This is a genomic window from Streptomyces sp. GQFP (assembly GCF_021545335.1).
Classification (GTDB): domain Bacteria; phylum Actinomycetota; class Actinomycetes; order Streptomycetales; family Streptomycetaceae; genus Streptomyces.
Window position 1 is genome coordinate 1,786,495 of the sequence record NZ_CP089312.1, and the last position, 25,000, is coordinate 1,811,494.

At 70.0% G+C, this 25,000-nt stretch carries 18 protein-coding genes and 2 pseudogenes; 13 read left to right on the forward strand and 7 right to left on the reverse strand.

Going from position 1 to position 25,000, the window contains the following annotated elements:
• The first annotated feature begins 290 nt into the window (after nt 1-290).
• The 3 genes from LUX31_RS07850 (at nt 291) to LUX31_RS07860 (ending at nt 4,254) form a co-directional block, all read left to right on the forward strand.
• Nucleotides 291-1,286: a helix-turn-helix transcriptional regulator gene (locus tag LUX31_RS07850; RefSeq protein WP_235474052.1), complete on the forward strand. Its 996-nt coding sequence runs from the start codon at nt 291-293 to the stop codon at nt 1,284-1,286.
• Between the two features lie 67 nt (nt 1,287-1,353).
• Nucleotides 1,354-1,836, forward strand: a complete 483-nt coding sequence (locus tag LUX31_RS07855; protein ID WP_235474053.1) for a DUF456 domain-containing protein — start codon at nt 1,354-1,356, stop codon at nt 1,834-1,836.
• Nucleotides 1,837-1,944: 108 nt separating this feature from the next.
• On the forward strand, nt 1,945-4,254 hold the full coding sequence (locus LUX31_RS07860; protein ID WP_235474054.1) for a glycosyl hydrolase family 95 catalytic domain-containing protein: 2,310 nt from the start codon (nt 1,945-1,947) through the stop codon (nt 4,252-4,254).
• Here the strand turns inward: LUX31_RS07860 and LUX31_RS07865 are convergent.
• On the reverse strand, nt 4,241-5,524 hold the full coding sequence (locus tag LUX31_RS07865) for an SGNH/GDSL hydrolase family protein (RefSeq protein ID WP_235474055.1): 1,284 nt from the start codon (nt 5,522-5,524) through the stop codon (nt 4,241-4,243). The genes LUX31_RS07860 and LUX31_RS07865 overlap by 14 nt on opposite strands.
• Nucleotides 5,525-5,653: 129 nt before the next feature.
• Between LUX31_RS07865 and LUX31_RS07870 the strand changes: the two genes are divergently transcribed.
• Nucleotides 5,654-6,025, forward strand: a complete 372-nt coding sequence (locus LUX31_RS07870) for a PPOX class F420-dependent oxidoreductase (protein WP_235474056.1) — start codon at nt 5,654-5,656, stop codon at nt 6,023-6,025.
• Here LUX31_RS07870 and LUX31_RS07875 read toward each other — a convergent pair whose 3' ends face one another.
• From LUX31_RS07875 to rsgA, 4 genes and pseudogenes are all read right to left on the reverse strand, one after another.
• Nucleotides 6,026-6,550 carry a methylated-DNA--[protein]-cysteine S-methyltransferase gene (locus LUX31_RS07875; protein ID WP_235474057.1) on the reverse strand — a complete coding sequence of 175 codons (525 nt, stop codon included), beginning with the start codon at nt 6,548-6,550 and terminating at the stop codon, nt 6,026-6,028.
• Nucleotides 6,551-6,552: 2 nt separating this feature from the next.
• Nucleotides 6,553-6,810: pseudogene (locus tag LUX31_RS07880) on the reverse strand (DNA-3-methyladenine glycosylase 2 family protein); the annotation flags it as partial.
• A 78-nt stretch (nt 6,811-6,888) separates the two neighbouring features.
• A pseudogene (locus LUX31_RS37640) lies at nt 6,889-7,080 on the reverse strand (Ada metal-binding domain-containing protein); the annotation flags it as partial.
• Nucleotides 7,081-7,265: 185 nt separating this feature from the next.
• Complete coding sequence (rsgA, locus tag LUX31_RS07890; protein WP_235474058.1) at nt 7,266-8,354, reverse strand: ribosome small subunit-dependent GTPase A; 1,089 nt, start codon at nt 8,352-8,354, stop codon at nt 7,266-7,268.
• Nucleotides 8,355-8,742: 388 nt separating this feature from the next.
• On the opposite strand from rsgA, the gene LUX31_RS07895 reads away from it, so the two are divergent.
• Nucleotides 8,743-9,912 (forward strand): NAD(P)/FAD-dependent oxidoreductase, encoded by a 1,170-nt coding sequence (locus LUX31_RS07895; RefSeq protein WP_268828127.1) that lies wholly within the window; start codon nt 8,743-8,745, stop codon nt 9,910-9,912.
• Nucleotides 9,913-10,192: 280 nt separating this feature from the next.
• A complete protein-coding gene (gene gndA / locus LUX31_RS07900; RefSeq protein WP_235474059.1) occupies nt 10,193-11,635 on the forward strand; it encodes an NADP-dependent phosphogluconate dehydrogenase in 1,443 nt (480 codons plus the stop codon).
• Between the two features lie 76 nt (nt 11,636-11,711).
• Here the strand turns inward: gndA and LUX31_RS07905 are convergent, their stop codons facing one another.
• The gene (locus LUX31_RS07905; protein ID WP_235474060.1) at nt 11,712-13,205 is read right to left on the reverse strand and encodes a cellulose-binding domain-containing protein; all 1,494 of its coding nucleotides are present in this window, start codon (nt 13,203-13,205) and stop codon (nt 11,712-11,714) included.
• Nucleotides 13,206-13,450: 245 nt separating this feature from the next.
• Complete coding sequence (locus LUX31_RS07910; protein WP_235474061.1) at nt 13,451-14,773, reverse strand: radical SAM protein; 1,323 nt, start codon at nt 14,771-14,773, stop codon at nt 13,451-13,453.
• 149 nt (nt 14,774-14,922) lie between these two features.
• Between LUX31_RS07910 and LUX31_RS07915 the strand changes: the two genes are divergently transcribed.
• The 7 genes from LUX31_RS07915 to LUX31_RS07945 all read left to right on the forward strand — a co-directional run bounded on the left by LUX31_RS07915 (nt 14,923) and on the right by LUX31_RS07945 (nt 24,999).
• The gene (locus tag LUX31_RS07915; RefSeq protein ID WP_235474062.1) at nt 14,923-16,167 is read left to right on the forward strand and encodes an FAD-binding protein; all 1,245 of its coding nucleotides are present in this window, start codon (nt 14,923-14,925) and stop codon (nt 16,165-16,167) included.
• 169 nt (nt 16,168-16,336) lie between these two features.
• Nucleotides 16,337-17,572, forward strand: coding sequence for an ROK family transcriptional regulator (locus LUX31_RS07920; RefSeq protein WP_235474063.1), 1,236 nt, complete (start codon nt 16,337-16,339; stop codon nt 17,570-17,572).
• A gap of 243 nt (nt 17,573-17,815) precedes the next feature.
• On the forward strand, nt 17,816-19,078 hold the full coding sequence (locus LUX31_RS07925; protein ID WP_235474064.1) for an ABC transporter substrate-binding protein: 1,263 nt from the start codon (nt 17,816-17,818) through the stop codon (nt 19,076-19,078).
• Between the two features lie 35 nt (nt 19,079-19,113).
• Nucleotides 19,114-20,073, forward strand: a complete 960-nt coding sequence (locus tag LUX31_RS07930) for a carbohydrate ABC transporter permease (RefSeq protein WP_235474065.1) — start codon at nt 19,114-19,116, stop codon at nt 20,071-20,073.
• On the forward strand, nt 20,070-20,975 hold the full coding sequence (locus LUX31_RS07935) for a carbohydrate ABC transporter permease (RefSeq protein ID WP_443045936.1): 906 nt from the start codon (nt 20,070-20,072) through the stop codon (nt 20,973-20,975). The genes LUX31_RS07930 and LUX31_RS07935 overlap by 4 nt, the downstream gene beginning before the upstream one ends.
• Nucleotides 20,976-21,013: 38 nt before the next feature.
• Nucleotides 21,014-23,899 carry a glycoside hydrolase family 2 TIM barrel-domain containing protein gene (locus LUX31_RS07940; RefSeq protein WP_235474066.1) on the forward strand — a complete coding sequence of 962 codons (2,886 nt, stop codon included), beginning with the start codon at nt 21,014-21,016 and terminating at the stop codon, nt 23,897-23,899.
• An 86-nt stretch (nt 23,900-23,985) separates the two neighbouring features.
• Entirely contained in the window at nt 23,986-24,999 is a 1,014-nt protein-coding gene (locus LUX31_RS07945; RefSeq protein ID WP_235474067.1) for an ABC transporter ATP-binding protein, read from the forward strand.
• The last annotated feature ends 1 nt before the right edge of the window (nt 25,000 follow it).

Sequence of the window (25,000 nt, forward strand, 5' to 3'; positions counted from 1 at the left end):
ACCCCCCACGGGAGAACCGCCCGGCGACGCCGGGGTGACCTGACCCACGAACCCCCGCAGACCCCACGAGTTCCAGGCCTGCGAGAGCCGTACAGCGCGCGTCGTACGTCGAACTGCCGTGCACGCCGGTCCGCTCCGACCCGAGTGTGACCGGTCTTCCTTGGGTTCCGCTGTGGTTGGCGGTGGCGACACCTTGGCAGAGGGAAGGGTGGTACGGCGATGATGTACCGAGGCGGGTTTGCGTCGTGGCCGGTTCCCGCCACGGACAACGTTGGGGAGGGCGGCGCCCGGTGCTTGCGGCGATAGGTCTGGACGAGGCGCACGAGTCGGCGTACCGGGCCCTGGTGGCCGTGGGCGCCGCCGATGTGCCCGATCTCGCTCGACGGCTCTCGCTCGGCGAGTACGTCACCGAGCGCGCCCTGCGCCGACTGGAGCGGCACGGACTCGCCGCCCAGTCGTCGGCGCGGCCCGGACGCTGGGTCGCCGCGCCGCCCGGGGTCGCGCTGGGCGCTCTGCTCACCCAGCAGCGGCACGAGCTGGAGAAGGCGGAACTGGCCGCCGCGCTCCTCGCCGAGGAGTACCGGGCCCAGGCCGCCGAACCCGCCGTGCACGACCTGGTCGAGGTGGTGACGGGCGCGGCGGCGGTCTCGCGCCGGTTCCTCCAGCTCCAGCTGGGTGCGAGCGACGAGGTGTGCGCACTGGTCACCGGGAATCCGGTGGCCGTCACCGGCCCGGAGAACCACGCGGAGGAGCAGGCCGCCGACCGTGGCGTCGACTACCGCGTGGTCGTCGAACGGGCGGTGCTGGACCTGCCCGCCGGTGTCGCCGAGCTGACCGCCGCGCTGAACCGGGGCGAGCGGGTACGGGTCGTCGACCAGGTGCCGACGAAGCTGGTGATCGCCGACCGCTCACTCGCCCTCGTCCCCCTCACCTCCCGTACGGCGGAGCCCGCCGCGCTGGTCGTCCACGCCAGCGGGCTGCTCGAACTGCTGTCGGGCCTGTTCGAGTCGGTGTGGCGGGACGCGCTCCCCCTGCGTCTCGGCGTGGCGGACGACGGGTTCACGGAGGGTACGCCGGACCAGCCCGACACCGCCGACCTGGAGATCCTGTCCCTGCTGCTGGCCGGGCTGACCGACGCGAGCGTCGCCAAACAGCTGGACCTGGGGCTGCGGACCGTACAGCGCCGGGTGAAGCGGCTGATGGAGCTGACAGGCGTGACGACCCGGCTGCAGCTGGGCTGGCACGCGTACGAGCGGGGCTGGGTCGTCCGCGACCGACGCCCCTGAGCCTTCATACGAAGTCCCTCCTCTCCCCTGACCTGCAATTTTCCCGGCCCTCCGTCACGCTGGATAGATGGGAGCGTGGGATCTCCTGCTGATCGGCCTGGTGATGCTGTTCGGTCTGTGCGGAGTTCTGGTGCCCGGGGTGCCGGGGTCGTGGCTCGTATGGGCCGCGGTCCTGTGGTGGGCGCTGAAGGATCCGGAGGCGATCTCCTGGTGGGTGCTCGTGGGCACGACCGTCGTCCTGTTCCTGTCCCAGGTGGTGCGCTGGCAGCTGCCCCCGCGCCAACTGCGTGCGAGCGGCGCAACCCCCCGAATGGCGGTGTACGCCGGGACGGGCGCCCTGCTCGGCTTCTTCCTGCTGCCCGTGTTGGGCGCGATCCCCGGTTTCGTGGGCGGTGTCTATCTCCATGAGCGGCTGCGGCTGGGCCGGCACGGCGAGGCGATGGCGGCCGTGCGGAGGGTGATGCGGTCGGGCGGCACCAGCGTGCTCATCGAACTCTTCACCTGCCTGCTGATCGCGGGCGCGTGGCTGGGCGCCACATTCTGGGGCTGACACATCGGATCTCTCTCGCCTTATTGACGGCATCTCACACCTTCTCTACGTTGCTTTCCGGGATAGCTCCGATGAATGAACCAATGATCCGAGCCGCCGGGAGGCAATGTGCCCAGCCCGTCCAGACGTACCGTCCTCGCCACCGGATCTGCTTTGGGCGGCGGGCTCCTCACCGGAGGACTGCCCACGCAAGCTCAGGCCTCCGTCGACCCCTGGCGCACCGTCCTCGACGACGCCGACCTCGTCTGGCAGCGGATGCCGACCACCTGGTATGAGGGCCCGTATCTCGGCAACGGCTTTCTCGGCTCCGGCATCTACGCCGACCCCGACTCCCCCACCAGGGCCGTCCGTTTCAATGTCCAGCACTCCGAAGTGCAGGACCACAGGCCCGAGTTCGGCTCCCTCTTCGGGCTCGCGCGGCTGCCCATCGGGTACTTCACGTTGGAGCCGGTGGGCACGATCACCGGTCTCGACTGGCGGCTCGGGCTGCGCGACGCCGAACTCACCGGCACGCTCACCACCGACCGGGGCACCCTCGCCCTACGCGCCCTGGTGCACAACGACCGCTCGGTCCTCGCCGTCGAGGTCACCCCGAGCAAGGGCGAGCGCGGCTTCCGGTGGGTGTTCCACCCGGCCGACGCGATCAGCCCGCGCGCCGCCTCCAAACCGCTGCCGGACGGCTACCGGGGCAACGACCCCGCCCAGGTCGCCGAGTACGACGAGCACCACGGCGTCTTCGCCGCCGTACAGCCGCTGCTGGCGGGCGGCGAGCATGTGACGGCCTGGCGGGAGCGTGGCCGGGGCACGAGCCGGACGCTGTACGTCCATGTGGCGCACTCGTACCCGAGGCGTACGGCACTCGCGCGGGCGCTCAGGGAGGTGCGCGGCGCCTCCCAACTCCCCTACTCCGCCCTCGCGTCGAGCCACCGGGCCTGGTGGAACGCGTACTACCGCAAGAGTTTCCTGTCCGTCCCCGACGCCAGGATCCAGCGCTTCTACTGGATCCAGCTCTACAAGACGGCGTCGGCCGCCCGCCGGGACGCGCCCGTGATGGCGACCTGCGGCCCCTGGCTGGAGCCCACGCCCTGGCCGAACACCTGGTGGAACCTGAACGTGCAGCTGGAGTACTGGCTGATCCACGGCTCCAATCACCTCGAACTCGACGCCGTGACAAGGGCGTTGAGCGAGTTCCGGGACAACCTGGCCAAGGAGACCGCGCAGCCGTACCGCGCCGACTCGCTCGGCATCCCGCGCACCACCGACCCCCAGCTCGTCAACGGCGCCATCAGCCCCCTGATGGGTTACGGCGTGGGCATCCCCGGCCAGGACCCACCAACCCCCGAGGTCGGGAACCTGACTTGGGCCCTCCACAACGTCTGGCTCAGTTACCGCCACACCATGGACGAGCGAATCCTCAGGGACGTCCTCTACCCGCTCCTCCGCAAGGCGATCAACTACTACCTCCACTTCCTGGAGCCGGGCCCGGACGGCAAGTTGCACCTGCCGCCCACCTTCTCCCCGGAGTACGGCGGCAACTCCCGCGACTGCAACTACGACCTGATGCTGCTCACCTGGGGCTGCCGCACCCTCCTCGAATCCGCCGAACTACTGGGCATCAAGGACGAGTTGGCACCGCGCTGGCGCAAGGTGCTGGCCAGGCGGGTGGCATATCCGACCGACGCGAACGGCTTCATGATCGGCGCGGACATCCCTTTCGCGAAGTCCCACCGCCACTACTCCCACCTGCTCGCGGTCTACCCGCTGTACGAGCTGACCGGCCGCACACCGGACGAACGGGCCCTGATCGAGCGGTCGTTGGCCCACTGGGTGGGCTTCGAGGGTGCTCTGCAGGGCTACACGTTCACGGGCGCGGCCTCGATGTCGGCGCTGCTGGGCAAGGGCGAGGACGCGCTCGCCTACCTGGGTGAGCTGATGTCCCGTTTCATCCAGCCCAACACCATGTACAAGGAGTCGGGCCCGGTCATCGAGACGCCGCTCTCGGCCGCGCAGTCCCTGCACGACATGGTCTGCCAGTCCTGGGGCGGGACCATCCGCGTGTTCCCGGCGCTGCCGGCCGCGTGGGCGGACCTCACGGTGCACAACTTCCGTACCCAGGGGGCGTTTCTGCTGAGCGCGGTCCGCGAGGACGGTGTCACGCGCTGGGTTCGTCTGGTCAGCGAGGCGGGCGCACCCTGTGTCGTACGGCACGGCATCGCGGGCCGGATCGACGTACGGGACGAACGGGGCCGCACCCTGCGCTACCGGGACCTCGGCGAGGGGACGATCCAACTCGCCCTGCGGAAGAGCGAGTCGGCGACCGTCACGGCCCGGGGCGACCGCCCGGACCTGACGATCGCCCCGGTCCGCCCGAATGCCCAGGCCCCGCGCTGGGGCCTGCCACCGCTCACAGACGCATGAGGTCCGCCAGATCGATCGCGTCGGCCATGACGCGCATACCGGCGTCGTTGAAGTGGAGGTGGTCGCCGGGGTCGTAGGCGGCGCGCATCCGCTGCGGGTACTCCGGGTCGCGGACGGCGGCGTCGAAGTCGATGACCGCGTCGAAGAGGCCGCTGTCGCGGATGAAGGTGTTCACGGTCCGGCGTACGGACTCGCGGTCCTCCTTCCACTGGGCGTGGCCCGCGTACGGGGTGATGGTGGCGCCGATGACACGGATGCCGTGGGCGTGGGCGCGGGCCACGAGGGTCCGGTAGGCCTTCTCGATGGCGCGCGGATCGGTCTCGGCCGGGGTCCCGTTGATGTCGTTGATGCCCTCGAACACGATCACCGCGCGGACCCCGGTCCGGGAGAGGACGTCGGCGCCGAAGCGGCTCAGGGCGCGCGGGCCGACGCCGTCGAGGAGGAGACGGTTGCCGGAGATACCCGCGTTCAGGACGCCGAGGCGGCGGTTCGGGGGCAGTGCGGCGAACCGGTCGGCGAGGCGGTCGGGCCAGCGGCGGTTGGTGTCGGAGGTGGTGCCGCCGCCGTCGGTGAGGGAGTCGCCGAGCGCGACCACACTGCCGGCGGCGGGTGCGTCGAGGACGTCCACGCCGGTGACGTAGTACCAGGAGGTGGTCGTCCTGGTGTAGGCGTCACCGTCCTCCACGTCGGCCCAATCACCGCTCGGGGCAAGGAAGTTGGTCTGCTTGGCCGTCCGGTGGTAGGTCGCCGGTCCGGAGTCGTCGGGCGTGTGGACGGTGACCAACAGATTGGCGCCGTACGGCACGACGAGGTCGACGGCGTCGGTGACGCGGTCCTGGCCCGCCGGGATCGTCACGGTGGGGGCGCCCGCGAAGGTGGCCGTACGCATCGAACCGGGTTCGGCGTCCGGGCTCTTGGGCTCGCCGGGTTCCTGGAGCGCGACGGTGACGGCGCCGAGGTGGAGGGGCTCGGTGCCGAGCCGGTTGGTCAGCCGGACGCGCAGCGCGCTGCCGCCGACGCTGAGATGCAGGACGTTGCGGAAGGAGGCGCCGGGCCTGCCCGCGGCGGTCCCGGAGGCCGCGGCAGCCCAGGTGCCGGTCCAGAGCCGGGGAACGGGGGTTTCCGCAGCGGCAGATACCGGAGACAGGACCGAGGCCGGGGGCAGGAGGAATTCGGTGGGCCCCTCGTCGGCTGTCGCGGCGGGCGGGACGAGCGCCAGGGCGGTCACCAGGGCCGCGAGGATGTGCCGAACCATGATCGCGCGGGTCATGGGCGCATGGTTCCCCGAACGATCACCGGCGCCACCGCGATGTCACACCCATGGCGGCACGCACTTACGTTCGCACGTACACCCGTGTTTCCGCTGCGCCTGCCCGGCCCGCCGTGTTTGGCTGCCGCCATGACCGAATTCAGCGCGGCCGAGCGCGCCTACCTCCGGACCCAGCGGCTGGGACGGCTGGCCACCGTCGACCCCCACGGGCAGCCTCAGGCGAACCCCGTCGGCTTCTTCCCGCAGGACGACGGGACGATCCTGATCGGCGGCCTCGCGATGGGCCGCACCAAGAAGTGGCGCAACCTGGAGAAGAACCCGAAGGTGGCGCTGGTCGTCGACGACGTGGTGAGCGTCCGCCCCTGGAAAGTACGCGGCGTCGACATCCGCGGCGAGGCCGAACTCCTCACGGGCCCGCACGAGTTGGGCCCGCACTTCAGCGAGGAGGTGATCCGCATCCACCCGAGGCGGATCCACAGCTGGGGCCTGGAGGAGAACTGACTACGGGGTGAACGGAACGCCCTCCAGGCCGAGCAGACGGCGCTTGCAGTCAAGACCGCCGGCGTACCCCGTGAGGGACCCGTCCGCGCCGATCACCCGGTGACAGGGCCGGACGACGAGCAGCGGATTGGCGCCGATCGCACCGCCGACGGCCCGTACGGCGGCCCGGGAGGCCCCGATCCGCGCGGCGATCCGCCCGTACGTGGTGGTCTCCCCGTACGGCACCGAGTCGAGGGCGTCCCAGACCCGCTGCCGGAATTCGGTCCCGCCGCTCCTCAACTCCAGCTGGAAATGGGTGAGTTCACCGGCGAAGTAGGCGGCGAGTTGGGCTTCCGCTGCCCGGAAGGGCACGGGGTCGGCCCGCCACCCGTCCTCGACACTTCCGACGCTCCGGCCGCCCTTCTGTCCGGGCACGGAGAGGGAGGTGAGGGCACCCGACTCGTCGGCGGTGAGGAGGAGTTGGCCGAGGGGGCTGTCGAGGGTGGTCCAGTAGACGGTGGCGGAGACAGCGGTGTGCGTATTCATGTTCATGACGATGAGGACTCCCACTCGCCTGCGGCGATGAGGTGATGGAGGGCGTACGAGCGCCAGGGGCGCCAGGTGTCGGGCACGTCCACGCCGGGCGGCGCGACGTCGGGGTCGCCGAGGGCACGGGCCCGGACGACGGCGACGGTACGGGGGTCGAGTCCCGGCAGGGCGAGCAGGGCGCGGTGGGTCTCGTCGCGGTCGGCGCCCGGGTCGAGCCGGAGGGTGCCGTCGGCGAGGGCGGCGGTGAGGGTGCTGAGGGGACTGTCGCCGTCCCGGGCGGCGGCGGTCGGGTAGAAGCGGACGTTGTGCCGTTTGGGGGTGACTGCGGGGCAGCTGGGGCGGCAGTAGATGCCGGTGGTCTCGACGGCGAAGAAGAACTCGCCGTCGAACCGGGCGTCCCTGCTGCGCACGGCCGCGTACCTGGTGTCTTGTCGGTCACGCTGTCCAGTTTGCGGCAGGTGGGGAGGGTGCGGCTGGCGGGTATCGGACACGATGCTTCTCGCCCCCGCCGCCCCTACCCGTCCCATCCTCGGGGGCTCCGCCCCCGAACCCCCTTGTCCTCAAACGCCGGACGGGCTGAGTACTCAGCCCGTCCGGCGTTTGAGGACAAGGCCCGTTCAGGGCCGTAGGGGGGTCTGGGGGCTCAGCCCCCAGGGATGGGAACGGGTAGGGGCGGCGGGGGCGAAGAAAGCCCCCGCGCGCCCAGCGGCCGCTACCGCTGGCGCCCCCGCTTGGCCTCCATCGCCGCCCTCCCCTCCGCCCCCTTCTTCTTCCAGTCCTTGCGGATCTCCGCACGCAACCGCGCATCCGTCTTCGCGACGATGTACTGGTTCTCCCGCAGCAGCTTGCGATAGCTCTCCAGGCGCCGCTGAGCCAGCGCGCCGGAGTCGACCGCGTCCAGGACTGCGCACCCCGGCTCCGCCGTGTGGGCGCAGTCCTGGAAGCGGCAGTCGGCGGCCAGTTCCTCGATCTCGGCGAAGACCTGCCCGACGCCGGTACCGGCGTCCCAGAGGCCGACGCCCCGCAGCCCCGGTGTGTCGATGAGGACGCCCCCGCCGGGCAGGGCGAGCAGGTTGCGGGTGGTTGTCGTGTGCCGGCCCTTGCCGTCGGCGTCACGGGTGGCCTGGACCTCCATGACGTCCACGCCGAGCAGCGCGTTCGCGAGCGTCGACTTGCCCGCACCGGACTGCCCGAGCAGCACGGCCGTACCGTCGGAGACGACCGCCGCGAGGACGTCGACGCCGTCCCCGTTGGTGGAGCTGACGGTGAGCACCGGCACCCCGGGGGCGGTGGCCTCCACGTCCTGGACGAGATACGACAGGGTCGTCGCATCCGGTACCAGATCGGCCTTGGTGAGCACCACGACCGGCTGTGCGCCCGATTCCCAGGCCAGCGCCAGGAACCGTTCGACACGGCCGAGGTCGAGTTCGACGGCCAGCGACACGGCCACGATGGCGTGGTCGACGTTGGCCGCGAGGATCTGGCCCTCGGACCGCTTGGAGGAGGTGGACCGTACGAACGCGCTCCGGCGCGGCAGATACGTACGGACGTAACGCGGGTCGCCGGCCGGTTCGACCACGGCCCAGTCGCCCGTGCAGATGACCCGCATCGGATCGTTGGGCGTGACGAACGTGGTGTCGGCGCGCAGCACACCGTCGGCGGTGGCGACGTCGCACTGGCCGCGGTCGACGCGGATCACGCGGCCGACGAGCAGCCCTTCGGCGGCGTACGGGGCGAATTCGGCTGCCCACGCGTCGTCCCAGCCGTACGGGGCGAGCGCGTGTGAGGAAAGGGAAGTCAAGGGAGACCCTTCACAAGGGTGGCCCCGGCGCGCGCACTCGGGCGCGAAGGAAAGTGGAGGTCAGCCGGCGGCCACGGAGGTGGACTTGATGAACTTCTGAATGCGGGCAGCGCCCAGCTCAAAGACAGCCATCGGTTCACACCTCCTGGTCCTGTTCAGCGTCCTGCTCAGCCGACGTCGGCGGCCGATCGGCCGCCGACGGAACAACAGAAACCCTAGCCCCGGGTCCTGGAAGGAAGCCAACTCTTTTTCTGCTTCTGCCTCAACGCCGTTGAGCCCCCACCGTCATCGCCATCATCATCGTCATCGTCACTCCGACGCCGGTGGGCGATCCGGCAGCCGCCAGGACACCCACCGCGGCAAGCCACCGCACGAACCGGAGGAACTCGTGACCACGACAGCACGCCATGTGCCGCCCGACGCGGCCGACGTCGTCATCATCGGCGGCGGCATCATGGGGCTCAGCGCCGCCTACCATCTCGCGGCGGCCGGCGTCGAACGGGTCGTACTCGTGGAGCGCGGCGCTCTCGGCGAGGGTTCGACCTGCAAGGCGGCCGGCGGGGTCAGGGCGCTGTTCTCCGACGAGATCAACATCAAGCTCGGGCTGCACAGCCTGGAGACGTTCGAGCGCTTCGGCACCGAGTTCGGGCAGGAGATCGACCTCCACCAGGTCGGCTACCTCTTCCTCCTCGACGACGAGAAGGACCTGGACACCTTCGCCCAGAACGCCGAGCTGCAGAACGCCCTCGGTGTGCCGAGCCGCGTCGTCGACGTCGCCGAGGCCAAGCGGCTCTCCCCGCTCATCGGCACCGAGGGCCTGGTGGGCGCGCTGTACTCGCCGCGTGACGGCCACTGCACCCCGGAGTCGGTGGTGCTCGGTTACGCCACCGCCGCCCGCCGCGCCGGCGCCCGTCTCGTGACCGGGTGCTCGGCCACCGGAATCGACGTCGAGGGCGGGGAGATCACCGCCGTACACACCGAGCACGGCACCATCCGCACCGCCACCGTCATCTGCACCGTCGGCGCCTGGGCCAAGGAGGTCGGTGTCTGGGCGGGGGTGACGCTGCCGGTGGAGCCGCTGCGCCGGCAGATCGTGATCACCGAACCGGTGCGGGGGCTGGCCCCCGACACCCCGTTCACCATCGACTTCTCCACCTCCTTCTACTTCCACAACGAGGGCGAGGGCCTGCTCATGGGCATGTCCGAGCGCACCGACTCCTGGGGGTTCGACCAGACCCGCGATCCGGAGTGGCTCGCCGACCTCGCCGAGGTGCTGGAGCGGCGTGTCCCGGCCCTCGGTGACGTCGGCATCGCGAGCGGCTGGGCGGGGCTGTACGAGATGACGCCCGACCACAACGCGCTGATCGGCCGCTCGGTCGAGGTCCCCGGTTTCCTGTACGCGACGGGCTTCTCCGGGCACGGGTTCCTCATGGGACCCGCGGTCGGCGAGGTGCTGCGCGACCTCTACACGGGCGCGACCCCCCTCGTGGACGTCGGCGCGCTGAGCGCGGACCGCTTCGCGGGCGCGGACGCGCGACGCGAACTGAACATCGTCTAGACATCGGCACCTCGGGCACCGAGAACACCGTCAACCACTCGGGCGAACTCCCGCTCGCCCAGGGGGTCGACTTCTCGATCTGACCGAACTCCGGCGAGGGGTCCGGCCGGTCGTCGGCCGGGCCCCTCGTTCTTCCCGTCACCGCGCTTTCGCTCCAAGCGCACACCCGCTCGGCACGTCACCCGATATCCGGCTGAACAACTGGGGCCCCACCAGCCGTAACTGATCAGTGCGGCGGTTGGACCGCGCCGAGCGACCGCACCGAGCGAAGGAGCACACCATGAAGGCGACCGCGCAGATCGGCGTCACCGGCCTGGCGGTGATGGGCCGGAATCTGGCCCGGAACTTCGCCCGGCACGGTTACACCGTTGCCATCCACAACCGGACCCCCGCCAGGACGAAGGCGCTGGTTGAGGAGTTCGGGCACGAGGGCGACTTCGTGGCCGCCGAGACGGCCGAGCAGTTCGTGGCGGCCCTGGAGCGTCCCCGGCGGCTCATGATCATGGTGCAGGCCGGGGCTGCGACCGATGCGGTGATCGACGAGTTCGCCGCCCTCCTGGAACCCGGCGACATGATCATCGACGGTGGCAACGCCCACTTCTCCGACACCCGCCGCCGGGAACAGGCCCTGCGCGGGCTCGGTATCCACTTCGTGGGAGTGGGCGTCTCCGGGGGTGAGGAGGGTGCGCTGAACGGGCCGAGCATCATGCCCGGCGGCTCCGTGGCCTCGTACGCCGCGCTCGGGCCGATGTTCGAGACGATCAGTGCCAAGGTGGACGGCGAGCCCTGTGTCACCCATGTCGGGACGGACGGCGCCGGGCACTTCGTGAAGATGGTGCACAACGGGATCGAGTACGCCGACATGCAGCTGATCGGCGAGGCCTACCACCTGCTTCGGCAGGTCGGCGGATACGAACCCGCGCGGATCGCCGAGGTGTTCCGGCAGTGGAACAAGGGGCGCCTCGACTCCTACCTGATGGAGATCACCGCCGAGATCCTCGCCCACACCGACGCCGCCACCGGCAGACCCTTCGTGGACGTGGTGGCCGACTCCGCCGGGCAGAAGGGCACCGGCCGCTGGACCGTACGGACCGCCCTGGACCTCGGTTCGCCGGTCACCGCCATCGCCCAGGCGACCTTCGCCCGCGCCGCCTCCGGCCAGAGCGCCCTGCGCGCCGCGTACCGCGAGCTGCCCGGCGGCACCAGCTGGGACCTCACCTCGTACGAGGCGGAGCGCTTCGCCTGCATCGTCGAGCACGCCCTGTACGCGTCGAAGCTCATCGCCTACGACCAGGGCTGGAAGATGATCATGGATGCGTCGGCCGAGTACGGCTGGGACATCGACCTCGGGGCGATCGCGAGGATCTGGCGCGGCGGCTGCATCGTCCGGGCCGCCTTCCTCGACCGGGTGCGGGACGCGTACGCCGCCGATCCCCGCCGGGTCACGCTGCTCACCGAGGAGGGGTTCGCGGCCGAGATCGCCGACTCCCAGGTCCCGTGGCGCGAGGTCGTCGCCACGGCCGCCCGGCACGGCGTCCCGGTCCCGGCCTTCTCCGCCGCCCTGTCGTACTACGACACCCTGCGCACCGAGCGCCTCCCGGCCGCCCTCACCCAGGGCCAGCGCGACTACTTCGGCGCCCACACCTACCGGCGTACCGACCGCGAGGGCCGCTTCCACACCCTCTGGGAGCGGGCGGACCGGAGTGAGAGCGAAGTGATCTGACCGAGCCGCAAAGAACTCCGGCCACGCCCGTAGCGACATCGCTCGGCGTGGCCGGATCGGGTGGTGGCCGGCCTCCTCAGGTCGTGCAGGGGCTGCCGTTCAGCGTGAAGTCGAACGGGGGCGCGTTCGTGCCCTGCCAGCTGGCGAGGAAGCCGAAGGAGACCGTGCCGTCGGCCGCGACCGTCCTGTTGTAGTCGGCGGCCGTGGCCGTGACGCGGGCGCCGTCCTGGGCGAAGCTCGCGTCCCACATCTGGCCGACCTGCTGGCCGTTGCGGAAGGACCAGGCGATGCTCCAGCCGTCGATGGCCTTCGCGGTGGTGACGCTGATGGTGGCCTGGAAGCCGTCGGGCCACTCGTTGACGAGGTCGTACTCGGCCTCGCAGGAGATCTCGTCGCTGTTGCTCTTGCTGGGGCTCGGCTTCGGCGCCGCGCCGCTCGCTGTGGCCGTGGAGGTGCCCTGGGGCTCCGGGTCGGGCTTGTCCGAGGGTGTCGTGGACGTGTCCGGGGTCGACCGGTCGGGCGACGTCGACGGGGTCGCGCCCGCCGGGACGGTCACGCCGGACGGCAGGCCGCCCGGGTCCGCCACGGGCTGGCCGTTGGTCGTGCCGCCCTTCGCGGAGACATCGTTGCCGGAGCCGCCGAACGGCATCAGCGAGACGGTGAGCGTCAGGGCGGAGACGATGACGGCCGCGACCAGGATCGCCGTACGGCCGATGCGCGGACGGGACTCCCCGACGGTGAGGCCGGTGTCGATACCCGCTTCCCCGCGCCCGCCGAGCAGACCGGCCTCGGCGGCGCGGCGGCGCCGTTCCAGGTAGGCGAGCCCGCCCCAGCCGATGACACCGCCGGCGAGTGCGGAGGGCAGTCCGCTGGCCCCGCCGTACAACCGCAGACAGGCGGCGGCCTCGGCGCAATCCACGCAGATCGCGAGGTGCCGGGAGAGGTCGTCGGGGATCTCGGCGCCCTGCGAACGGGAGACCGCGTCGAGCAGCCGGGCGAAGGCGCGGCAGTCGGTGTCCATCGGGCTGTCGATGAGGTTGCGCTGGCAGCGGTCCCTGAACAGGGCGCGTACCTGGGTGAGTTCCTCGGTGGCGCTGTCGGGGTCGAGGCCGAGCCGGCGGGCGACGACGGGCAGCGGCAGCGACTCCACGTCGGCCAGCCAGAGCAGGGCCGCGTCCCGTTCCTGCATGTCGCGCATGGCGCGCAGCGCGAGCGGGCGGCGCAGCGGCGGGCCCACGTACCGGGCGGCCTTGTCGGAGTTGAGCCACAGGCGCAGGTCGGGGTCGAGATGGTTGCCGTGTCCGGTCTCCTCCCAGGACGCGGCGGTACTGCGAACTGCCGCCAGGAGCAGGGGTATCCAGGGCAGGCGGGGTATGCGGCGTCCGTTGTTGCGGGCTCCGAAGTCGGCGGCGCGGGCCGCGTGGATACCGTGCGTGAACGCCTCGGCGGCGAGTTCGGTGCCGGCGGAGGCGCCGGACGTGCAGAGGTCGGCGTACGAGAGGACCGCGTCCCAGCACTCCGAGAACAGCGCTGCTTCGGCGGCGTCCTGAGGGGTCGGCAGATCTGGCATATGGGGGGACTCCAGCATCAACGGCTTGCACACGCCAACGTCAAGGTCAACTGACCCCAAGAGCAGGGGAGTTGGGGACCGTTTTGCAAAACGGAGCCCGAGCTTTTCACGTCTCCCGCACAACTGACAAGCGACGTATTCACATGTCGTCACATGTCAACGCGGACTCGCCGTACGGGGGTTCAGGGTTACTGGGAACCACGCATGGTTCCCAGTCCCCCATACGGATCGAGGCGGTGTTCCGTTCAGACTTTCGACGCCGAATCCCGAGCGGGCAAGCTGTCCATGAAGGAGCTGACGGAGAACACGGCGCGGCCGGGGCCGGGTTCGCCGTAGCCGGGGGGCGAGTCGAGGCCGAAGTCGTCCATCGTCTGGCGATAGGCCTGCAGCAAACGGATGTGGTACTCCAGCGGCGCGCCCTGGGGGTTGGCCTTGCCGAGCGGGGTCGTGGGCTCGGGGCACCAGGTGGTGAAGCGGGGCGTGATGCCGTGCGACATGAAGAAACGCAGGCCCTCGGTGGTCGACTCGATCGCCTCGTCGACCGTCTTGAAGCCGAAGGGCTCGGCCATCTCCACGCCCGCCACGAAATTGGGGATGACATTGCGCGCGCCGAAGATCTCCGCCGAGTCGAGGATGCGCTTGTGCCATTCGGCGCGGCCGACGTAGCGCTCCTTGCCGGGGCAGTGCAGTTTGAAAAGGTACTCGTCCCACACCTCGTAGTTGGGGTGGTAGATCTGCACGCCGTAGTCCTTGAAGCGCTGTACGTCGTCCTTCGGCAGCGCCTGGGCGACGACCTTGCCGATCCAGCGGCCCGGGAAGCGCTCCTCGATGGCCTTGGCGTAGTGGCCGTAGAAGTCGGCCTCGTCGCGGCCCTGGAGCTTGGAGGTGATGGCGCCGCCGGTGAGGGTGTAGGCGGTGGAGGCCTTCGCCGTGTCGTAGCGGTCGATGATCTCCAGGGCTTCGAGGACCTCCTCGACGTCCTTGACGCCGGTGTAGGGCCGCCCGGCCGCCTTGTGCTGGCGCCAGTTGTGGTTGATGTCGCAGTACTGGCACTCCTCCTTGGCGCCGAAGTACTGGCAGACCCGGAAGACGGTCAGATAGATGAGGTAGCCCCACTGGATGGTGGGGGCGACCTCCATGACGGACTTCCCGTTGGAGAGCTTGTGCTTGTAGTACTCGGGCATCGGCGGCACACCGACGTCCGAGATCCGCTTCCCGTCGAGGTAGAGGCCGAGCACGCCGTGCTCGTCGGCGGCCACCCGATAGGGCGACGTCGGGTTCACGCGTACGGACACGACGGTCCGGCGCAGGTCGTACGGGCCGCCGGTGAGGATGATCTCCTCCGGCGGGCGGCGCAGCGCGGCCTCGCCCAGTTCGGGGAGGGTGCCGTGGTCGAAGGAGAAGATGAAGTACGACTTCGGCTTGACGTCGCCGCCCTCGTTGTCGCTGAGCGCGGACGGGTCGAAGGCCACACCACCCCTGAGCAGGTCCTCTTTGAAGACGGCCTCGCGCGGTACGTGCGGAAAGCGCTCCATCAGATCCTCGACCAGCGCGGTGCGGCTGCCCATCCCGTGTCTCCTCCAGCTCCGGCGGTACTCCGGCGTTCGACTCCTCACGGTATGCCCCCGCCTGCGTGTCCGTGGCCTCGGGGCCCCTCGGGCATGTCACACACCACTGCGTGAGAAGGTCGACACATCTGAGCGGAGGGACGGACCCGATGGCCGAGACGCTGACCAACTGGGCGGGCAACATCACCTACACGCCCAAGGAGCTGCACCGACCGCACACCCCGGCCGCTCTGCGGGCGCTCGTCGCGGAGAGCGCGCGGGTGCGGGTGCTGGGCAGCGGGCACTCGTTCAACGAGATCGCCGAGCCCGGCGACGGCGGCGTCCTGCTCTCCCTGGCCGCGCTCCCGCCGGAGATCGACGTCGACACCACGGCCCGTACGGTCCGGGTCGGGGGCGGGGTCCGGTACGCGGAACTGGCCCGGGTCGTCCACGGGCGCGGGCTCGCGCTGCCCAACATGGCGTCCCTCCCGCACATCTCGGTGGCGGGCTCGGTGGCGACCGGTACGCACGGTTCGGGTGTCGGCAACGGTTCGCTGGCCGCCCCGGTGCGCGAGGTCGAGCTGGTCACGGCGGACGGTTCGACGCTGACGATCGCGCGGGGCGAGGACGGCTTCGACGGCGCCGTCACCGCGCTCGGCGCCCTGGGCGTCGTCACCGCCCTCACCCTGGACCTGGAGGCGGACTTCGAGGTCGAGCAGTACGTGTTCACCGAACTGCCCCTGGAGGGGCTGGACTTCGAGGCCGTGGCGGGTGCCGCGTACAGCGTGAGCCTGTTCACGGACTGGCGCGGGCCGGGCTTCCGCCAGGTGTGGCTGAAGCGGCGCAGCGACCAGGCTCTGCCGGACTTCCCGTGGGCCGCGCCCGCCACCGAGGCGATGCACCCGGTGCCGGGGATGCCGGCCGTGAACTGCACCGAGCAGTTCGGGGTGCCGGGCCCCTGGAACGAGCGACTCCCCCACTTCCGGGCGGAGTTCACCCCGAGCAGCGGCGAGGAACTCCAGTCGGAGTACCTCCTGCCACGCCCGTACGCCGTGGACGCGCTGCGCTCCCTCGACGCGATCCGGGACGTGATCGCGCCGGTCCTCCAGGTCTGCGAGGTCCGCACGATCGCCGCCGACGACCAGTGGCTGAGCCCGGCGCACGGACGGGACAGCGTGGCGTTCCACTTCACCTGGGTCGCGGACGCAGAGGCGGTACTGCCCGTCGTACGCCGGGTCGAGACGGCCCTGAACCCGTTCGGCCCGCGTCCCCACTGGGGCAAGGTGTTCGCCGTACCGGCGGAGGTGCTGCGCGGCCGGTATCCACGCCTGCCGGACTTCACGGCCCTGGCCGCGTCCCTGGACCCCTCGGCAAAGTTCACCAACACGTTCGTACGGGAGATGCTCGGCGACTGATCCGCGCTGATCCGCCGGGTGTGCCGCCAAGTGCGGGAAGACTTTCTTCAGCCCCTTTCCTAACCCCTTGTCGAACCTCCCCCGCTGCCCATAGCCTGGCGCGGCGCCGGTGCCGTCACGCCCGGTCTGTCTGCACTGAGGTCTGCACGGCGAGGGGGCAAGCCCGGTGGTGAAGCGCACATCACGTGACATCCGCACCGCTAACCGCTATGAGGTGCTGCGCCAGCTCATCGCCCACTCCCCCACCTCCCGGCAGGAGCTGGCGGCGGCCACGGGGCTGAGCCTGGCCACGGTCGCCACGCTCGTCGGTGAGCTGCTCGATCTGCGGATGATCACGGAGGTCGGGTTCGAGGACTCGGCGGGCGGCCGGCCCCGCGGTCTCGTGGCCGTCAACGCGTCGGGGGGCGCGCTGATCGGCGTCGACATCGCGGAGACGTACGTCCATGTCGAGCTGTTCGATCTCGCGCTGAACGTGCTGGCCCGCGCCGACGAGGACATGCGCCCCGGCGAGAGCCTGCCCGAGCAGGTGGTCAGCCATGTGGCCGCCGCCGTCGGTTCCGTGGTCGCGCAGGCCGGTATCGAGGGCGCGCGGGTGCTGGGCGTCGGGGTGAGCGTGCCGGGGCAGGTGGACCGGGACACCGGTATCTCGGAGTACGCGCCCAACTGGGACTGGCACGACGTGCCGCTGCTCGATCTGCTGTCCGAGGTCATCGCGTACCCCCTCTACCTGGACAATCCGCTGCGCGCCGGCGCGGTGGCGGAGATGTGGTTCGGGGCGGCGCGCGGGCGTGGGGACACGGTGGTGGTCAACCTCGGGACGGGGGTCGGCGCCGGGCTCGCGCTCCAGGGCGGGCTGTACCGGGGGGTGAGCAACAGCGCCGGCGAGTGGGGTCACACCACGCTCGTCCTGGACGGACGGCTGTGCCGCTGCGGCAACCACGGCTGCGTGGAGGCCTATGTGGGCGCGCCCGGCATCATGCTGAACCTGCGGGAGATCGGCCCGAGCAGCCCGCTGCTGCACCCCGACGACCAGACCGCCACGATCGACGCGCTGGCCCGCGGCGTGGACGAGCGGGACCCCGTGGCGCTCAAGGTCGTACAGGAGACGGCCCGTTACATCGGCGCGGGTATCGCGAACCTGGTCAACGTCCTCAACCCGGAAGTGGTCGTGCTCAGCAGCTGGGTGGCCCGCAGGCTGGGCGAACCGCTGCTGCGTGAAGTGCGCGAGGCCGTCGGGCGGCACGCGCTGCCTCGGCCGATGGCCGCCACCGAGATCGTCCTGTCCGCCATCCCCACCGATCCGGCGTGTCTGGGCGCGGCGACGTTCGCCCTCGAAGGGGCGCTGTCCTCGGCCACCCAGCGGTCGTCGTCCGCCCGGCGCACCGGTCCGATGCCCCTGAAGTAGGTCCGGGCCGGCGGCCAACCAGCCCTGCGCGAACCGTGGTTGACGCGGTCCGCGACTTCGTCGTGTCCGGCGCGGACCCCGTCGCGTCCGACATCCCGAACGCCGGGCAACGTTTCGAACGTGCTTCGTCCAACCCCTTGCCGAAGCCTTAACCGAAGGTTAACGTCCCGCTCCGCACCTCCTGTTTCAGCCACTCGGCGTTGAGCCCGTGGCCCGCAGCCGCACTAGAGACAAGGACGTCACATGTCGGCCATGAGCAGCAACTGGGACCGCCGATCCATCCTCCGGGCCGCAGCAGGCCTGTCCGCCGCGGGCGCGCTGACCGCCTGCGGCGGCAACAACGGCCGTTCGGGCGGCGGCAGTTCGGGCAAGAACCTCACGCAGTACTTCCACGCGTACGGCGAGGCGGGGACCGAGCAGGCCATCAAGAAGTACGCCAAGGCGTACGAGGGCGCGAACGTGACCACGCAGTGGATCACCGGCACCAACTTCGAGAGCAAGCTGTTCTCGTCGCTGCTCACCGACCAGGCGCCGGACGTCTTCGAGTTCCACCCGCAGCTCCAGCTGATCAAGAGCGGTCAGGTGGCGCCGCTGGACGACATCATCAACCCGGTGAAGTCCGACTTCAATCCGGCGGACATCAAGTCGCACACCGTCGACGGCAAGGTCTACGGCGTCCGGATGATCGACGACCCGCAGTTCTTCTACTACCGCAAGTCGCTGCTGGAGAAGGCGGGCATAGGCATCCCGCAGACCCTTGAGGAACTCGCCGAGGCCGCCGAGAAGCTCACCACCGACAAGGTCAAGGGCCTCTTCCTCGGCAACAACCTGGTGTCGACGAACTACGCCCTCGTCTGGGCGGCCGGCGCCGACCAGCTCAACGACAAGAACGAGATCGCGTACCACACGGACGACGTGGCCGCGGCACTGAAGGTGTACCGCAAGATGTTCACCAGCGGCCATCTGCTCCTCGACGCCCCCGCCGACTACTGGGACCCCTCGGCGCTGGTCCAGGGCCTCACCGCGATCCAGTGGTGCGGTATGTGGGCGATGCCCGTGATGCAGAAGGCCCTCGGCGACGACCTCGGCATCTTCCCCTTCCCCTCGGCGGCCTCCGGCGCCAAGCCGGCCGTCTACAACGGCGGTTGGTCGATGTTCGTCAACGCCAAGGGCAAGAACGTCGACCTGGCCAAGGAGTACGTGAAGTGGCTGTGGATCGACCAGAAGGAGTACCAGGAGGACTGGGCCCTCAGCTACGGCTTCCACGTACCGCCGCGCACCTCGCTCGCCGAGTCCGCCACCAAGCTGAAGACGGGCCTGCCCGCCGAGGGCGTCAAGCTCTTCACCGACTACGGGCGCTTCGACAACATCTCGTGGACCCAGGCCATGATCACCGCCCTTGAGGGTGTGATCGCCGACGCCGTCCGCAAGGGCGTCGATCCCGAGAAGGCGCTCGACACGGCGGACGTGAAGGTCAACCGCGAGCTCAAGACGCTGTTCGGATAGGCGGGCGGACGGGCAGCGAACGGACAGGCATCGACATGTCGACCACCACGCGCGAACTCGCGCGCCCCGCCCCGGCCAAGGTCCCCAGGACCAAGCCTCGGCGGGGCGTGGCGGGCGCCACCCTCAACTTCTGGATCTTCACCGGCCCGTTCCTCCTCGGCCTGGTGATCTTCGTCTACATCCCCATCGGCTGGAGCCTGTGGCTCAGCTTCTTCGAGGCACGCTTCACCGTCACCCCGGACAAGTTCGTCGGCTTCGACAACTACAAGTGGATGCTGACGAACGACTCGTTCGTCAAGTCCCTGGGGACCTTCACCGTCTTCGCCGTGATCATCGTCCCCGTCACCTGGGCGTTCTCCCTGGCGCTGGCTCTGATGGTGAACCGGCTGCGCTTCATGAAGGCGTTCTTCCGCTCCGTCTTCTTCCTGCCGGCCGCGTGCAGCTTCGTCGCCGCCTCGCTGATCTGGAAGATGTCCCTCTTCAGCGGCGTCCGGTTCGGCCTCATGAACACGGTCCTCGGCTGGTTCGGCGTCGAGAACATCGCCTGGCTGGCCAATCCCAGCCCGCCCTGGTACTGGCTGGTCATCGTCACCGTACGACTGTGGCTCCAGGCCGGTTTCTACATGATCCTGTTCCTGGCGGCGCTGCAGAACATCCCGCCGGAGCTGTACGAGGCCGCCGCCATCGACGGTGCCAAGCCCGGCTGGCAGACCTTCCGGCACATCACGCTGCCCCAGCTGCGGGCGACCTCGACCGCCGTGATCCTGCTGCTGCTCGTGGCCGCCTACCAGGCCTTCGACGAGTTCTTCAACCTGCTCGCGAAGACGACATGGGGCCGCCCGCCGCTCGTCGAGCTGTACTACATGGCCCTGGGTGACAGCCAGGACTACGGCGCCGGCAGCGCGGGTGCGGTCATCCTGACCCTGCTGATCTGCACGGTGACCCTGCTCCAGGGCAAGCTCATGGGCTTCGGAAGGGGGGAGCAGTCCAAGTGACCACCACCATAGAGACCGGCAAGGCCGACGCCGGGCCCCCACCGCCTCCCAGGCGCCGCGAACGCAGGCGCGACCGGCGCGGGGTGATCGGCTCCGCCGGCCTCTACCTCGCCACCGGCATCTGCGCCCTGCTGTTCCTGGTCCCCTTCTATCTGATCGTCCGCAACGCGTTGTCCACGGACGCCGAGATCACCGGCGAGAACTGGCAGTGGTTCCCCACCGACATCCAGTGGGGCAACATCAGCGAGCTGTTCAGCGACGAGACGGTCCCCTTCGCGCACTCCCTGTGGAACTCCTGGCTGGTCGGCGTCGGGCACACGATCGGCACCCTGCTGGTCTGCTCGCTCGCGGGCTACGGCCTCGCCCGTATCCCGTACAAGCACGCCAACAAGATCTTCTACGCCGTTCTGGTGACCCTGATGGTCCCGGCCGCCGTCACCTTCGTGCCCAGCTTTGTGCTGGTTTCGTCGCTCGGCTGGGTGTCCTCCTTCCAGGGGCTCATCGTTCCGGGGCTCTTCAGTGGTTTCACCTGCTTCCTGTTCCGGCAGTACTTCTTGGGGTTCCCGAAGGAGTTGGAGGAGGCGGCGCGCGTGGACGGGCTCGGTTACTGGAGCGCGTACTGGCGCATCGTCGTACCCAACTCGCTGAACTTCTTCGCCGCTATCGCGACGATCACGTTCATCAGCGGCTGGAACGCCTTCCTCTGGCCCCTGGTCATCGGTCAGGATCAGGAGGCCTGGACGGTACAGATCGCGCTGTCCTCGTACATGACCAACCAAACAGTCAACTTCCATCTGATCTTCATGGCCACGGCCGTATCGATCCTGCCCCTGGTGTTCGTGTTCCTCTTCCTCCAGCGCTGGCTGGTGCAGGGGGTCGCACAGACCGGCATCAAGGGCTGAGCCGCCGATCGCGCCTATCGCGCTGAACTAGGAGACCGATGTCCTTCCGCACCACGGCCACGTCCACCGACTACGTCGAGAGCGTCTCACCCGGCACCGGGGCGCTTCCGCCCCGCGCCTGGTACGCGTCCTCGGACGCCGGTTCGCTGTCCCTGAACGGCAGCTGGAGTTTCCGGCTGTCGCCGACCGCCGACGGCGCGGACGACTCGTTCGCCGCGCCGGGGTACGACGCCGGGGACTGGGCCGAGGTGACGGTCCCCGGGCACTGGGTCCTCCAGGGCGACGGGGCTTTCGGGTCCCCGATCTACACCAACCATCTCTATCCGTTCCCGGTGGACCCGCCCCGTGTGCCGACCGAGAACCCGACCGGCGACCACCTGCACGTCTTCGACCTGCCGTCCGACTGGCCCGACCTGTCGGACGGCGGGGCGGTGCTGCGCTTCGACGGGGTCGAGTCGTGCGCCCGGGTGTGGCTGAACGGCACGGAGCTCGGCGAGTTCAAGGGCTCGCGGCTGCCCCACGAGTTCGCGGTCGGGCAGCTGCTGAAGCCGAGCGGCAACGTTCTCGCCGTCCGGGTCCACCAGTGGTCGGCGGGTTCGTACCTGGAGGACCAGGACCAGTGGTGGCTGCCGGGCATCTTCCGTGACGTCACGCTGCTGCACCGCCCGGCGGGCAGCGCCGGCGACTTCTTCGTGCACGCCTCGTACGACCACACGGCCGGTACGGGCACGCTCCGCGTCGAGTCCGACGTCGACGGGCGCGTCACCGTCCCCGAGCTGGACATCGATGTCAGGACCGGCGAGCCGGTGACGGTCGCCGTCGAGCCGTGGACCGCCGAGACACCCCGCCTCTACGACGGTGTGCTGGTCACGGCCGGTGAGCGGGTGCCGTTGCGCATCGGCTTCCGGACCGTCGAGCTGGCGGACGGGCTGATCAAGGTCAACGGCAAGGCGGTCCTCTTCAAGGGCGTCAACCGCCACGAATGGCACCCCGAGAAGGGCCGCGCGCTCGACCTGGAGACCATGCGGGCCGACGTCCTGCTGATGAAGCGGCACAACCTCAACGCCGTCCGCACCTCGCACTACCCGCCGCACCCGGCCTTCCTGGACCTGTGCGACGAGTACGGCCTGTGGGTCATCGACGAGTGCGACCTGGAGACCCACGGTTTCACCGAGCAGAAGTGGCGCGACAACCCCGTCGACGACGACCGCTGGACCCCGGCCCTCCTGGACCGCGCGTCCCGGATGGTCGAGCGCGACAAGAACCACCCGTCGGTCGTCATCTGGTCGCTGGGCAACGAGGCCGGCACCGGACGCGGGCTGACCGCCATGGCCGAGTGGATCCACGGGCGCGACAGCTCCCGGCTCGTGCACTACGAGGGCGACTGGGACTGCCGCGACACGGACATGTACTCCCGCATGTACGCCGACCACGCCGAGACCGAGCGCATCGGCCAGGGCCAGGACGGCGGTACGCACAAGCGCCGCCAACTCCCCTTCATCCTCTGCGAGTACGGGCACGCCATGGGCAACGGCCCCGGCGGCATCGCCGACTACCAGCGCATCTTCGAGGCCCACGAGCGCATCCAGGGCGGCTTCATCTGGGAGTGGATCGACCACGGCATCAAGGACGAGCGGTTCGGCTACGCGTACGGCGGCGACTTCGGCGAGGAGCTGCATGACGGCAACTTCGTCTGCGACGGCCTGATCTTCCCGGACCGCACGCCGTCCCCGGGCCTCGTCGAGTTCGCGAAGGTCATCGAGCCGGTCCGGATCGAGGGCGACGGCACGGACGGGACGGTCCGGGTCACCAACGCCTACGACTTCGCCGATCTCTCCGCGCTCACCTTCACATGGTCGTACGACGTCGACGGCACGGCAGTTGAGACCGGCACCCTGGCGGTGCCCGCCCTCGCGCCCGGCGAGTCGACCGACGTGAAGCTGCCCGAGCTGCCCGCCGACGCGCGGGGCGGTGCCGAGTCGCTGTGGACCGTACGGGCGCTGCTGGCGGACGAGTCGACCTGGGGCGAGCAGGGGCACCAGGTCGCCTGGGGTCAATTCCCGGCATCCGCACGGCCGTTGCCGACGGTCACCGCCTCGGCCGCGCCCGCCTCGGCCGACGGGGTCGTCACCCTCGGCCCGGGCACCTTCGACGCCCGCACGGGCGCGCTGAAGTCGATCGGTGGCCGCGAGGTCCAGGCTCTGCGCCTCGACGTGTGGCGGGCGCCCACCGACAACGACTTCGGCGCGACCTGGCAGCCCGACATCCGCTACGGCGTGCTGTGGCGCAAGCTGGGCCTGCACCGGATGCAACACCGCCTGGATTCGGTGGAGTTGGGCGCGGACTCGCTGACGGTACGGACCCGGGTGGCGCCCGCCGCGGCCGAGGTGGGCCTCGACACGGTGTACCGCTGGACGTCCGACGGCGACAAGCTGAAGCTGACCGTGACCGTCGATCCCGAGGGCGACTGGACTCTGCCACTGCCGAGGCTCGGCATCCGGCTGGGACTGTCGGCCGCGGACCGGGTGACCTGGTTCGGCGGCGGTCCCGGCGAAGGCTATCCGGACACCAACGCAGCTTCCCTGCTGGCCCGTTGGGAGTCCACGGTCGACGACCTCCAGACGCCCTACGTCCGCCCGCAGGAGAACGGCGCCCGGACCGACGTCCGTTGGGCGGAGATCGGCGGACTGCGCGTCGACGGCGACCCGGAGTTCTGGTTCACGGCCCGCCGCTGGACGAGCGAACAGCTCGACGCGGCCGAGCACCTCACCGACCTCGCCCCCGGCGACACGGTGTGGGTCAACCTCGACCACGGCCAGCAGGGCATCGGCTCGCAGTCCTGCGGGCCGGGCGCTCTTCCGCAGTATCTGCTGAGGGTTCAGCCCGCTGAATTCTCCGTTGTCTTCTCGGCCATCGACGACTGAGTATGTTACCGGTCACATCACACGGCCGTCCGGCTCCCAGCCGGACGGCCGTGTTCGTGCGTCGCAAGCTCCCGGAGGTTCCCTGAGTGAGTGGTTCCATCGAGGTCCGCGGCCTGTCCCGGACCTTCCACACCACCGTGCGGCGTCCCGGTTTCACCGGGGCCCTGCGCTCCCTCGTCCAGCCGGAACGGGTCGCGAAGGACGCCGTCTCCGACATCACCTTCGACGTCGCGCCGGGTGAACTCCTGGCCCTGCTAGGCCCGAACGGCGCCGGGAAATCCACCACCATCAAGATGCTCACCGGCATCCTCACCCCCACCTCCGGCGAGGCACGCGTCGCCGGCGTGGTGCCCTACCTGGAGCGCGAGCGCAACGCCCGCAACATCGGGGCGGTGTTCGGCCAGCGCACCCAGCTCTGGTGGGACCTGCCGGTGCGCGAGTCGTTCTCGATCCTCCGGGACATCTACGAGATACCCAAGCCCGAACACGACGTACGGCTGCGGGAGTTCGACGACCTGCTGCAACTCTCCACGTTCTGGGACACCCGAGTACGGCACCTCTCTCTGGGCCAACGGGTGCGCTGCGACCTGGCGGCGGCGCTGCTGCACGACCCGCCGGTGGTGTTCCTCGACGAACCCACCATCGGCATGGACGTGGTGGTGAAGGAACAGGTACGGGAGTTCCTGCGCCACCAGGTGGAAGAACGCGGCCGGACGGTGTTGCTGACCACCCACGACATGACGGAGGTCGAGCGGCTCGCCGAGCGGGTCGTCCTCGTCAACCACGGCCGGCTGGTGCTGGACGGCACGCTGGACGAGATCAAGAAGAGGTTCGGCTCGACCTGGCAGGTCCGGGCGACCCTGGCCGACCCGCACGCGGAGGTCGAGGCGCTCCCCGGCATCGCCCTTCTGCGCCGCGAAGGCCCGCAGGTGGTCTTCGGCCCCGACGGCCCGTCCGCTCCGACGGTCCACCAGGCGCTCAAGCGGGTCATCGAGCGGTACGAGGTGACGGACATCGCCCTCGACGAGGCCGACCTGGAGGACGTGATGCGGGCCGCGTACGTCCACGCCGACGCCCCGACTCCACGCGAGGGCAGCTGAC

Bases quoted from the DNA above. Each gene is read 5' to 3' on its own strand.
- LUX31_RS07855 (WP_235474053.1), top strand. From the start codon at position 1,354: ATGGGAGCGTGGGATCTCCTGCTGATCGGCCTGGTGATGCTGTTCGGT.
- LUX31_RS07865 (WP_235474055.1), bottom strand. From the start codon at position 5,524: ATGACCCGCGCGATCATGGTTCGGCACATCCTCGCGGCCCTGGTGACC.
- LUX31_RS07870 (WP_235474056.1), top strand. From the start codon at position 5,654: ATGACCGAATTCAGCGCGGCCGAGCGCGCCTACCTCCGGACCCAGCGG.
- LUX31_RS07875 (WP_235474057.1), bottom strand. From the start codon at position 6,550: ATGAATACGCACACCGCTGTCTCCGCCACCGTCTACTGGACCACCCTC.
- gndA (WP_235474059.1), top strand. From the start codon at position 10,193: ATGAAGGCGACCGCGCAGATCGGCGTCACCGGCCTGGCGGTGATGGGC.
- LUX31_RS07905 (WP_235474060.1), bottom strand. From the start codon at position 13,205: ATGCCAGATCTGCCGACCCCTCAGGACGCCGCCGAAGCAGCGCTGTTC.
- LUX31_RS07910 (WP_235474061.1), bottom strand. From the start codon at position 14,773: ATGGGCAGCCGCACCGCGCTGGTCGAGGATCTGATGGAGCGCTTTCCG.
- LUX31_RS07915 (WP_235474062.1), top strand. From the start codon at position 14,923: ATGGCCGAGACGCTGACCAACTGGGCGGGCAACATCACCTACACGCCC.
- LUX31_RS07925 (WP_235474064.1), top strand. From the start codon at position 17,816: ATGTCGGCCATGAGCAGCAACTGGGACCGCCGATCCATCCTCCGGGCC.
- LUX31_RS07930 (WP_235474065.1), top strand. From the start codon at position 19,114: ATGTCGACCACCACGCGCGAACTCGCGCGCCCCGCCCCGGCCAAGGTC.
- LUX31_RS07940 (WP_235474066.1), top strand. From the start codon at position 21,014: ATGTCCTTCCGCACCACGGCCACGTCCACCGACTACGTCGAGAGCGTC.